The organism is Nocardia mangyaensis, from assembly GCF_001886715.1.
Lineage (GTDB): Bacteria > Actinomycetota > Actinomycetes > Mycobacteriales > Mycobacteriaceae > Nocardia > Nocardia mangyaensis.
Genome location: NZ_CP018082.1, coordinates 2839040 through 2851362, shown reverse-complemented (window position 1 = coordinate 2851362; position 12323 = coordinate 2839040). Strand labels below are relative to the sequence as shown.

Annotated in this window: 7 protein-coding genes and 3 pseudogenes; 6 read left to right on the top strand and 4 right to left on the bottom strand. The window is 64.5% G+C overall.

What is annotated here, in order from left to right; all coding sequences use genetic code 11:
- Positions 1-107: 107 nt before the first annotated feature.
- The 5 genes and pseudogenes from BOX37_RS12995 to BOX37_RS12980 form a co-directional block, all read left to right on the top strand.
- Positions 108-1589, top strand: a complete 1482-nt coding sequence (locus BOX37_RS12995; protein WP_084759586.1) for an MFS transporter — start codon at positions 108-110, stop codon at positions 1587-1589.
- Positions 1590-1651: 62 nt separating this feature from the next.
- Complete coding sequence (locus BOX37_RS36095) at positions 1652-2260, top strand: transposase (protein ID WP_071927875.1); 609 nt, start codon at positions 1652-1654, stop codon at positions 2258-2260.
- A 258-nt stretch (positions 2261-2518) separates the two neighbouring features.
- The gene (locus tag BOX37_RS33930) at positions 2519-2722 is read left to right on the top strand and encodes a hypothetical protein (RefSeq protein WP_156910378.1); all 204 of its coding nucleotides are present in this window, start codon (positions 2519-2521) and stop codon (positions 2720-2722) included.
- Between the two features lie 121 nt (positions 2723-2843).
- Positions 2844-3995 carry a 3,4-dihydroxy-2-butanone-4-phosphate synthase gene (locus BOX37_RS12985; RefSeq protein ID WP_071927874.1) on the top strand — a complete coding sequence of 384 codons (1152 nt, stop codon included), beginning with the start codon at positions 2844-2846 and terminating at the stop codon, positions 3993-3995.
- Between the two features lie 391 nt (positions 3996-4386).
- Positions 4387-5013, top strand: a pseudogene (locus BOX37_RS12980) (IS110 family transposase); the annotation flags it as partial.
- 48 nt (positions 5014-5061) lie between these two features.
- Here BOX37_RS12980 and BOX37_RS12975 read toward each other — a convergent pair.
- The gene (locus BOX37_RS12975; protein WP_167659926.1) at positions 5062-6195 is read right to left on the bottom strand and encodes an acyl-CoA dehydrogenase family protein; all 1134 of its coding nucleotides are present in this window, start codon (positions 6193-6195) and stop codon (positions 5062-5064) included.
- 788 nt (positions 6196-6983) lie between these two features.
- Positions 6984-7259 (bottom strand): annotated as a pseudogene (locus BOX37_RS33925) (IS3 family transposase); the annotation flags it as partial.
- A 254-nt stretch (positions 7260-7513) separates the two neighbouring features.
- Here BOX37_RS33925 and BOX37_RS12960 point away from each other — a divergent pair.
- Positions 7514-8558, top strand: a pseudogene (locus BOX37_RS12960) (IS110 family RNA-guided transposase).
- Between the two features lie 299 nt (positions 8559-8857).
- On the opposite strand, the gene BOX37_RS12955 reads toward BOX37_RS12960, so the two are convergent.
- Positions 8858-10534 carry an AMP-binding protein gene (locus BOX37_RS12955; protein ID WP_071927871.1) on the bottom strand — a complete coding sequence of 559 codons (1677 nt, stop codon included), beginning with the start codon at positions 10532-10534 and terminating at the stop codon, positions 8858-8860.
- 2 nt (positions 10535-10536) lie between these two features.
- Complete coding sequence (locus BOX37_RS12950) at positions 10537-12222, bottom strand: CocE/NonD family hydrolase (RefSeq protein ID WP_240505328.1); 1686 nt, start codon at positions 12220-12222, stop codon at positions 10537-10539.
- Between the last annotated feature and the right edge of the window lie 101 nt (positions 12223-12323).

The window sequence follows — 12323 nt, the reverse complement described above, 5'->3', positions numbered from 1 at the left end:
GCCCACCCCGACCATGACGCTCGCTCGACGAACTAGCAAACGTCGCCGCCGACAACGGCAAAGCGCACAGCGACCCGCCCCTCGCACCACCCCCGGAGCACCCCCACATGAACAAAGCCCTCCTGGCCAACGACCGTGACACTTTCCGGGACGACGAGCCGCCCGAGAGAGATGTCGCGGTGTCGGCGTCGGCCATAGCGACCACTGCGGCCGCCGGATCTCCTGCAGGGCTCGTCCCCGTCCTCGCATTCAGCGGCATCGCCGTCGCCGTCATGCAGACCCTGCTCGTCCCCGTCATCGCCGATCTCCCGCGACTGCTGGACACCACGCCGTCCAACGCCGCCTGGGTGATCACCGCGACGCTGCTGTCCAGCGCGGCCGCCACTCCGGTCTTGGGGCGGCTCGGCGACCTCTACGGCAAGCGCCGCCTCGTCCTCGTCAGCCTCGGGCTGATGGTGCTGGGCTCGCTGATCTCCGGATTCACCTCCGACCTCGTGCCCATGATCGTGGGCCGCGCCGTTCAGGGCTTCGCGTTGGGCGTCATCCCACTCGGCATCGGCATCATTCGGGATGAATTGCCGCGCGAGCGGCACGGATCGGCCATGGCGCTGATGAGCAGCTCTATCGGCGTCGGCGGCGCGATGGCTATACCGCTGGCCGCGCTCATCGCCCAGAACCTCGACTGGCACTGGCTGTTCTTCGGCGCCGCCGCCCTCGGCGCGGTGGCCATGGCCGCGATCATCGCCGTCGTCCCCGAGAGCGCCCAGCGCACCCCCGGCCGCTTCGACCTGATCGGCGCGGCCGGGCTCACGCTCGGACTCGTCGCCCTGCTGCTGCCTGTCTCCAAGGGCGCCGACTGGGGCTGGGGAAGCGCCACCACGCTGGGACTCTTCGCCGCCACCGTGGTGATCTTCCTACTGTGGGGCCGCTTCGAACTGCGCGTCAAAGACCCGCTGTTGAACCTGCGCACCGCGTCGGGCCGCCAGGTCCTGCTGACCAACCTGGCCGCGATCACCACCGGCCTCGCGTTCTACGCGGTGACACTCGTCTTGCCGCAGTTGCTGCAGCTGCCCGAATCCACCGGGTACGGGATGGGGATGTCCATGATCTCCACCGGTGTCTGCGCGGCATCCATGGGCCTCGCGATGATGATTGCCTCCCCGCTCGCCGCCCGGCTCTCGGCAGCACGCGGGCCGAAAGTCACGCTGATGACGGGCCTGGTGCTGCTCGCCGTCGGGTATCTGGCGGGGACGGCGCTGCTGGGCGCCGTGTGGCAGATCGTGCTCGTCGCCATTCTCGCGGGCAGCGGCGTAGGCGCCGCCTACTCGGCGATGCCCGCGCTCATCCTCGGCGCCGTCGACCCTTCGGCATCGGGCGCCGCCAACGGGCTGAACACGCTGATGCGAGCCATCGGCACGGCACTGTCCAGCGCCGTCGTGGGTGTCGTCCTCGCAAGCACGGCTCAGCGCGTGGGAAGCACCGAGGTGCCAACGTTAGAAGGCTTTCGCATCTCGTTCCTGATCGCGGCGGGAGCGGCGCTGCTGGGCATCGTTCTGGCAGCGTTCCTACCGGGGCGTAAGAGCTCATAATAGGTTCTTTCGGGTAGCGACGAGTTCTGTTGTAGTGCAAACCTTTTCGATGTAGCGGTGCCGTGGTCGTGGACGACCAGCTGTGGGCAGTGATCGAACCGCTACTGCCGGTCAAGACGGCGGGAACACCGGAACCAGCACGAATGAACGATCAGGTTGCCTTGCAAAGGATCCTGTCCGTGCTGGTCACCGGCATCAGATGGGAAGACCTGCCACAGGAGCTGGGATTCAGGTCCTGGATGGCCCGCTGGCGGCGGCTACGAGACTGGCAGGCCGCCGGGGCATTCGAGGCCATGCACCAAGATGCTCGCGCACTGCAACCGCTCGGGATTGATCGAGGTCGATCGCGTCATCCCCGACAACCCGCACGTGCGGGGCGAGGAGAGAGCGTCGACACCGGTCCAAGCCTGGTCGACCGCCGCAAGACCGGGCACTGGCGTCGCCAGCCGCCCGACGCCAAGCCGGCGAATTCAAGAATCCGGGCGCGACGTCACACCCACGATGTCGAAGATCTACATCCTGCCGAGAGTGTTCATCATGTAAAGACGGCTCGGGGCCGACCGCGCACGGCAACCAAGAGACAAGACAGCAGCGGTCCGCCCCGACTTCGCCAGCGAAGCACCATCTCAAACCGAACCTATCTAGCGCATGCTATTGACGCTGATGGGTGATGCCAGTAGCTTCTCTCCTATGGCTGACATCACATGCCGCTCGACATGAGCGACCTGCCGCCGAGGCAGTGAGTCCCTCCAGGGCAGCCTGCGCGGTGAAGGCAACACCTCAACCGGGCAGTCCACTAGCCGACCCATCCACACGGAGAGGGTGGCCATCGCGATCCCTTCAGGAGTCGCGGACCGAAATGTGGCTGAATCAATTGCCAGGGACGGGCATTGCCTTCATCCGAGAAGGCAATATGAAGGAGAAGTATCGTGCAGAACGGCATTTTCTCGATGAACACCGACGAGGACTGTATTCCCCTTCTGGACTTGGCTCGCTTGGTCGAAGACAGTGGTGGCATCGAGTCACTGCTTCTTCCCGACCACTCGCATGTGCCCGTCAGTTTGTATGCGCCCGTTAAGAAGACATCCGAAAAGTATTCATTAGCGCGCACACCAGCTAATAGCGTACGCTAGCTATATGCCCGGAACGGGCAGACCCACATGCGTCGCCGGATGACATCGCTTTCGCTCGCGCCGTGAATCCAGCGACTTCACCCGATGCCGGACGTGACAGCCCGAGAGACCGGAGATCATCATGAGCGAATCCATTCGCCGAGTCGAGCGGGCCGTTGCCGACCTGGTCAACGGCAAAACCATCGTCCTTATTAGCCACGGCAGCGAGGTTGCGGATGGATACCTCATCGTCGCTGCGGAGAAGGCCACCACGTCGGCTGTGAGCTTCATGGTCCGCCACACATCCGGCTTCATTTGCGCTGCGGTTACCGATGAGGTGTGCGCAAGGGTCCAACTACCGGCGGTGGCCGACGATCCCGACCCTACCGGGGACCGCTTCACAGTCGCAGTCGATGCCGCGACAGGTGTCACCACAGGAATCTCTGCCGAAGACCGCGCTCGGACCTTCCGCCAAATCGCGGACTCGTCCTCCGGTCCGACAAGCTTTACCCGTCCGGGGCATGTCATTCCGATACGAGTCCACAGCAGCGGTGTACTCGGTCGCCGCAGACCGGCCGAGGCCGCCGCCGACCTGATGCGCGCAGCCGGGTTGGCGGAGGTCGGCGCGCTAGCGGCGCTAGTCTCGGTCAACGACCCCACAGGTATGGCCGACTCGAGGGAGTCATGTGCATTCGCGTCGATACATGATTTGAATTGGCTGTCAGTCGAGGACGTGGTGACGTACCGACGGAGTATCGAGTCGAACGTTCGCCAAACCTTCCTCACCGAACGTGAGACGGCCTACGGCATGGTCGAGGCTATCGGATTTCAAAGTGAAGTCACCGATTGCGACTATGTGACCTACCGGTCGGTGGGCTCGGTCACGGCGGCGGATGCGCTGGTTCTTGTCCGTTTCGAATCAGACTCGGCGTCGCACTTGCCCTTTCCACCGGGACAAGCCGACTCAATTCTCACCACTACCCTGGCCAAAGACGGCGCTCTAGTCCTCATCGGGCGTTGCTCCGACCGTGTCGACGTCGAGCAGTTGTCGAGCACTGTCGGCCACCAAGCCACGAGTGGGCGTCTGGCAGATATTGCGCAGATCCTGCGGATCGCGGGTGTCACCGAACCTCGTCTCGTCGAGGCGCCGAACGGACTATCGGAGACCTTGTCCCATCTCGGTTTCCTACAAGCGCCGCTGATGCGCGGACAGGACCGCCGAGACCCGGAGGTCCTCACGGACTCCTCCGCAGGAGGCCACCGGCTCCGTTTTGCGATACGGAGTGCGTTTTAGCGCAAGGCCAGACCCTGCGAGCAACGTGACCGCGTGCCGGCGCCAGCGGATAGTGAGCCGATACCCAGGCCTCCATCGACTTCGAACGCAACACCGATGACAATCGACCATGCTCCGATCTGGCGCGACGGCCGTAAAGTGCGCTTCCGGCGACGCACCCCCGTTACCTTCTTCATGGCCCCTGACAAGGGGCCACGGTCGCCAGGCCCGGTATGACTTCTTCCCCCTGTCTTTCGCATGATCCGGGGGGTGGTGTCGCCGGGTTCTGGTGGCGTCGACGGACCGCTAATGGGGACAGGGCTGATCGTAGGTCTCTTCGTAACGTGGGTGCCGGGCGTTGACGCTTGATCGGCGACCGTTCCGGATTTGCGACGCGATGAGGAAGAGCGAAGTGGCACAGGCGTATGCCGTGTTCTGCGGCATAGACGTTGGAAAAGGCGAACACCACGCGGTCGGTCTCGACACGACCGGCAAGCGGTTGTTCGACAAGGCGCTGCCCAACGACGAAGCCAACACCATCGGCGCCCTGCCGGTCACCGTCGCCCGCGCCTGCGGCCACGACGTCGCCTACCTGCCCGGCCTGTCGATGCGCCGCATCGCCGATCTCTATCCAGGACAAACCAAAACCGATGCCCGCGACGCCTACATCATCGCCGATGCCGCCCGCACGATGCCGCACACACTGCGCCGCGTCGACACCGGCGACGAGACCCTCACCGAACTCGGTGTCCTGATCGGGTTCGACGACGATCTCGCGGGCGAGGCGACCCGCACCAGCAACCGCATCCGCAGTCTGCTCACCAGCATCCATCCAGCGCTCGAACGCGTTCTGGGACCGCGTATCTCGCGTCCGGCTGTCCTGGAAATCCTGTCGCGCTGCGGCGGGCCGCAAGGAATCCGAGCGGCGGGCAGACGCAAACTCACCACGATCGCGACCAGACATGCACCGCGCATGGGCGCGCGGCTGGTCGAGGAGATCCTGGCCGCGCTGCCCGCGCAGACGGTGACCGTTCCCGGAGGACCTACACGCTGAAGTACCGCGCTCGCCGACGACTCTCGCTGCGATTCAGAACGCGCCCGGCTCAGCACCCGGCAGCCCCATAATGCTCGCCACTGTGGAATAGTGCATCTCGGAGGTGCACTCGGCGATCAAGCAACCCATGGCATCACGCACATACACCTCGATTCCCGCCGAATGCAGGTAGCCACGTCCGCCATGGAGTGTCGCGCACTCACGCGCCACGTCGGCCGCCATCTCGGAGACAAACGGCTTCACAAGATGGTCCATGATGCTGTCACCCTGACCAGCATCAACCAGCTGCGCCGCGTCGTAGAGCATCGAACGGCCAGCCTCGATGTTCTGCTTCATACGGACGAGCTTGTGCTGTAACGCCTGCATCGATGCGAGCGGCCGCTCGCGGACGGTACGCTGCCGCAGAAACGCTTCGGTCTTCTCCCACACGCCATCAGCAATCCCCAGTGACATCGCAGTGATGAAGTGCGTCGAGGCCGTGCCCGCACCGGAAATATTGGCGAGTTCCCGATCCTTGACCAGGGAGCTCAGGTCGTCGACGAGCTCAGCGGGCACCCTGACGTCGGTCAGTTCGATACAGCCCCATGGTGCGCCCACACCCATCTTCGGCATCGGAGTCACTTTGACCCCGCTCTGACTGGTGTCGATCCAGAACATGTGCATGTTGTTCTCGAAAATGCCCCCGACGCCGAGCATGTCGGCGAAGGTGCCCTGTGTTACGTAATAGCGCGCACCGTTGAGCACGTAGTCGTCGCCGTCGCGTTCGGCGATCTCGGGGTGCTCGGTGTAGTTGGCGATCCCGACCGGATCAGTGAATGCCGCTGCCGCGAAAATTCTCCCCGCGACCGCGTCCTCGAACCAGCGCTCCATCACCACCGGGTTCATGACCATGTTTAAGGGAAAAAGCATCTGGTTCATCGCGGCGATGGCGATCGCTGGACACTCACGGGCAAGTTCCTCGACAACCAGAACTCCTCCCATTGTGCCCATCTCTGCCCCGCCCAGAGCCTTGGGCACCATCGTGCGGAAGAACCCTTCCCCGCCCATCAACCGACTCATCTCCATCAAGAACGGCGGGTTCTCATAGGCCTCGAGCCGGCGGGGTCCGACAACCTCACGCGCGAACGCCCTCACCCTCGCGCGAAGCTCGGTCTGCTCGGCGGTCAAGATCCTCGACAAGATGCCCTCTTTCAATATTGGTGATGCCTGACTGCGAAATGCACTCCCCGAGGTCGTGTACAACCTTGGGCTGCCGCCTCCGGCGATTGATTCGACAATGATCTGCGCCCTACGGCGCTGGTCGTCTGGCAGCGCTCCCTTGCTTCTGGACGCGTTTCGCGCAAGCATCGACAGCGAGCCGAGCCCGACGGGCCCTGTCTAACGTTCGCTAGTTCGATCCTAGACGCCCGCCGCGAAGTTCGTCATGGTTTCGGAGAACACCGCGCGACCGCTTGTCAGAAGCGAGTGCCCCGACACCGCTGTCGAGCACCGGCGCGGCTGCGAACAGCGCGAACTGCCACGGAGCAAATCAAGGCACGATTTCAGAGAGCCGTCGTCGAGGACACTCGGGTCCTCGAACCGTCCGGACGGGTTGATCATCACCAACAAGCACGATGTCTGCCCGAGTGGGAGGGGCAGCGGCAGGGATATGTGGCACATTTGCTCGTCTTCGGGAGGGCTGGAGTGATTTCGCACCGTCGCCAAGCCTCTCCCCACGAAGTCCGTGAAGCCAGAATGCCACATGCAAGGATGCAGCGAAGCCGTCGATGGTTGCGCCATCCGTTCCGCCCTACAACTCATGCGGTCCCGATCGTGCCATCTTGGCGCCGCCACCGACTGTCCTGCATGAACTTTCGCCGTCGCGAATATTCTCCGGCTCGCGCGCATCACTGAACGCACCGCGTCGAATCGCTATCCGGCCTGACCCCGCCGTACCCACTCACCGCGTCAACCGGGACCCGCTGCTTCGAGCACAATCTCGCGACGCGGTTTTCGCCGGCGCGGATGCCGCCGGGCGGGCAGCTCGTCGGCGATGGATCGGTAGCTGAACGCTGTGTCGTCGCCGTGGATGTCGTAGGCGGCGTTGATCAGGTGCGCGTCATCCCATCACGCTGCGAGACACAATGTCTCTCCCACCTTATGGATAGCTTGCGGGAGAATCCGAGCACCCGGCAGGTCACCGTGACAGGGATCTTGTCAGCGGCCAGGTCGAGGACCAGCGGGTAGGTCTGTAATGGTCTTGGCCGATCCGAGATCGGCTGGCAGGCTGACGCTCCGGCCACTGCGCGTGACTCCGGGTAGATACGACCCCGATCCCTCGGGTGTCTTGAAAATGAATTGTCCGCGCAGGGGCCGGGCGTCGGACCGCCCGCCCGGATGGCCTGATCAGAAGAATGTCCGCGCCCGCCGCGTGACCCGTTACAGATTTGCCTCCGAGTGACCGGCCGACGCCACCGCCGCACGCACCTGAGAGGACAACAGCCATATGCCCCGCATCGCAGACCGCTACGAATACGTCATCGGCGTCGACACTCACGCCCGTACTCACACCTTCGTGGCCATCGAGTCGCGCACCGCAGCAGTCATCGACAGCCGTGAATTCCCAACACATTCAGCAGGTCTGGCACGAGCAGTGACCTGGATCTGCAACCGCACCAGCGGCGAAGTCTTCGCCGCTGTGGAAGGCACTTCGTCCTACGGTGCGATCCCGACCGCGACGCTCATCGATGCCGGCATCGCCGTCGGTGAAGTCCGGCCGCCATCACGAAAGCAGCAAGCGGTCGATGGCAAGACCGACCGAATCGATGCCGAGACCGCTGCCAGATCCGTGTTGGGACGGGTCCCGAGTTGCGGTGCCACGTTCGGCTGGCGATCGCACCGCGTTGCGGATCCTGCTCGCCGCCAGGCGCTTGCTTGACCAACAACGCACCGCCAGCCGAAACGCTCTCACCGCACTGCTACGAGCCATCGATCTGGGCATCGACGCCCGCCGACCCATCACCAATCCGACCATCGCGGTCATCGCTAGCTGGCGGGCGGCCTCGGGTGATCAGGTCACCAAAGTCGCACGCGCCGAGGCGCGACGGCTGGCGCGACCGATCACCGACTACGACACCCAGCTCAAGGCCAACCACGCCAGCCTCGACTCACTGGTCAGCAAACTCGCCCCAGGGTTGCAAGACACCCCCGGCATCGGGCCGGTCACCGCGGCGATCATCTGCTGCGCCTACTCCCATCATGGCCGCGTCCGATCCGAGGCCGCCTTCGCCAGCCTGGCCGGGGTCGCACCACAACCAGCTTCGTCGGGCAATACAGTCCGACATCGGCTCAACCGCGGCGGTGATCGCCAACTCAACCGCGCTTTCGACATCATCGTCCGGACTCGCCTGAGCTACGACCCCGACACCCGTGCCTACGCCGAACGCATTCGCGCACAAGGCAAATCAGCCCGAGAAACCAGACGCAACCTCAAACGCTACGTCTGCCGCGCTGTCTTCCGGCAACTCCAAACCACAGTGACTTCGGCTTGACAAATGCCATAGAAGATTCAGCAGGCAGTACTGGTTGCTGGGTGTGGCAACGGTTTTTGCCTCCGTGGTCAAGGCGCTCGACCGCCGATTACTCGCAAGTGCTTGGAGGCCAGCTGGTTGTGGAAGTAGATTTCCGCTGTTGCGCGGCGGCCGATCCGGTCGGTCACGCCACGCCGAGCCGCGAAGTCAAATCCCTACGGTGTGGTAGGGGCCATGTCGGCAGGGGTATCGACCAGTACGCCAACCTCCTCCAGCACCAAAACGCTGGTCATCGGCAATTAGTCGCGTCGAGGTTTATGTCACGCGTTCCTGACCGCAGCGGCATCACGAAGGTCGAGGGCCTGGACGGACTTCTCCCGCATTTCGACCTTGCGGACCTTGCCGGTCACGGTCATCGGGAAGTCTTCGACGACCAGGACGTAGCGCGGGATCTTGTAGCGCGCGAGTTTCCCGGTGGCGAAGGCTCGGAGACTCTCCGCCGTCACCTCTTCGGCGCCGTCACGCAGCTTGACCCACGCGCAGAGTTCCTCGCCGTACTTGACGTCCGGTACCCCGATGACCTGGGCGTCGACGATGTCGGGGTGGGTGTAGAGGAACTCCTCGATCTCGCGGGGATAGATGTTCTCCCCGCCCCGGATAACCATGTCCTTGATCCGGCCGGTGATGTTGACGTACCCGTCGTCGTCCATGACCGCGAGGTCGCCGGTGTGCATCCACCGCGCGGCGTCGATCACCTCGCCGGTCTTCTCGGCGTCGTTCCAGTAGCCCAGCATCACCGAGTACCCGCGGGTGCACATTTCGCCCGCCTCACCTCTCGGGACGGTCAGGCCGGTCACCGGGTCGACCAGTTTGATCTCCAAGTGCGGGTGTACCCGCCCGACGGTCGAAACACGCAGTTCGAGGGAGTCGTCTACGCGCGTCTGGGTCGAAACGGGGCTGGTCTCGGTCATGCCATAGCAGATGGTGACCTGCTCCATCTCCATAAGGGATACGACTTGCTTCATCACCTCGACCGGGCACGGCGACCCGGCCATGATCCCAGTGCGCAGGCTCGACAGGTCGTATGCCGCGAAGTCGCGGTGGTTGAGCTCGGCGATGAACATCGTCGGCACTCCGTACAACGAGGTGCACCGCTCCCGCTGCACCGCCTCGAGGGTCGCCTCGGGGTCGAAGCCCGGCGCCGGGATGACCATTGTGCAGCCGTGGGAGGTGCAGGCCAGGTTGCCCATCACCATGCCGAAGCAGTGGTAGAACGGCACCGGGATGCACACCCGGTCCTCCGGGGTGTAACCGCAGATGGCACCGACGAAGTATCCGTTATTGAGGATGTTGTGGTGCGATAGAGTCGCTCCCTTGGGGAACCCTGTCGTCCCGGAGGTGTACTGAATATTGATCGGGTCGTCCGGTGACAGCGCGGCCTGCGCCTCCGCCAGCCGGGCCGCGTCCCCGCGTCGACCGGCTTCCAGCAATCCGTCCCACTCGGCCGTCCCGATCAGCACCACCGAACGCAATCGAGAACAGTTCCCGCGGACCTGTTCGATCATCCCGGAATAGTTCGAGGTCTTGAACTCTCGCGCCGACACCAGTACCGAGATCCCGGCCTGCTCCAGCACGTATTCGAGTTCGTGCATTCGGTAGCTTGGATTGATGTTGACCAGGATGGCACCGATTTTCGCCGTCGCGTATTGCAGCAGCGTCCACTCGGCCATGTTCGGAGCCCATATACCGACCCGCTCACCCTTGGCGACGCCGGATTCCAACAGTCCCAGAGCGAGAACATCGACGTCCTCACGCATCTGTAGATAGGTCCACCGCCGACCTGTCTGGACCTCGACCAGGGCCTCCCGGTCCGGGTGCGCGGCGACCGTGCGGTCGAAGTTGTCGCCGATGGTGTCTCCGAGCAATGGCACATCGCAGGTACCGGAGGCGTAGGACGACCGCACCGGCGCTGCAGGGGTGTGTTGGCTGCCATTCATGCTTACTGCCCCTCCGCGGGAGCCGGGATCACGGGAAGCACTATGCGGGAGGGTTGGGTGGCATGGTGGGCGATTTCCTGCCGGGCTGGGCGTGAGCGTGTTCCCTGCTCGATGGGCTCGCCGGTGTTCAGGTTCCGGTCCCAGCGCGGGAAGTTGCTGGATGTGACGTGCACGCGGATGCGGTGACCGGCGCGGAATACGTAGCTAGTCGACCACAGGTCGATGACCTGTCCGGTGAATTCGCCCGGGGTCGCCACCGCGCGCACGATGCCGTCGACGATGTTGCGTGAGATGCCTTGTGTGTCGACGTCGCAGAGGCGCACGACCCAGTCGGTCGTCGGTGCGTCGGTCGCCGCGGTGAGGTAGGCCTTGATGCGGCCGGTAACCTCAAGGTTCTCAGCGAGTGGGTCGCTGGTGTAGACGAGGACGTCGGGCCGTGCTTCGACCCGGGCTTGGTCCACGGGGCCGGGCAGAAACTCGTTCGACATCAACAAGGCGCCGCCGGTGGTCGGCACCGGATCGGCGGGGTCGTAGGTGAAAGCGCCGGTTCCTTCCCCGACTTCTGGGGCGTCGAAGGCGAGTCGGTCACCCGCGCGCAGGAACAGGTCGGTGTCGACGGCGCGGACAAGGGGCCACTGCTGCTCCTCGCGCCATTGGTTGATGCCCATGACGAACAGTAGGACCGGCGGCAGCTCGGGTTGCGGTGCGTCGTCATCGGCGTCCGGTGCGAGCCATTGGCGGAACCAGCCGAGCTCGAGGTCGGCGAGCCGGCCGCGGAAGCCCATCAGCTCCGTACTCGCGGCAGTGCCGAAGTTGACGTCGCCGAGGTAGCCCATGGTGCCGATGTGGGACCACGGACCCATGATCAGCTTCGCCGGGCGTCCGGCCGCCCGCATCGCGGTGAAGTTGTCGAGCGTGCCTTGGCAGAAGATGTCGTACCAGCCTCCGGTGTGCAGGCTCGGCAGGTCGACCTCCGCCTGCCGTCCGGCGACGCGGCAGGACGCGCTCCACTCCGGCTCGCGCCGGGATCGCTCGAAACCGAGCTCGGGGATGCCGTGTCGTTCGAAGACGGGGTGGTGACCGGCGGGCAGCTCCCAGTACGCGGTGTTCGCGACCGCGTCGAGGTCACCGATCAGCGTCATGAGCGCCTGCCCCTGGGCCATCGGATCGTTGGCGTGCCGACGGAGCAGGATATCGACGCCCTGCATGAGCGACCAGGGCACGGTGATGCCGAGTTCTGCGGCGCCGCCGCGGGCGAAGAGACCGTCCTCGGGTTCCGACCAGGTGACCCTCGGCGAGATCGCTTTCAGCTCCGGCGGCTTGGCGAGCGCGGCCATCCACTGAGTGTTGCCGAAGTAGCTGGCGCCGAACATCCCGACGGACCCGTTCGAACCCTGCAGCGCCGCGGCCCAGCGGACCGTGTCGTAGCCGTCCTCCATCTCGAATGTCCATGGCTCCCACTCGCCGTCCGAGGCGAAGCGGCCCCTGGTGTCCTGGACAACGACGAGGAAACCGTGCCGTGCGATCCCGACCGCACCCAGCATGGCGGCAATCATCGGCGTGTTCTTGCCGTAGGGCAGCCTGGTCAGCAGCACAGGCCACGGCCCGCCGGTCGTCGGCCGGTAGACGTCAGCTCGTAGTATGACACCGTCGCGCATGGTGGCCGGCACGTCGTGTTCGATCGTCACGTCAAGCACTGGGTAGCCTCCCTCGTTCCTCGCACCGATGCGAGTGACCAGATCCTGACAGACCGGCTACACGCCGCGGTACACCCGAACGGGTGTACCGG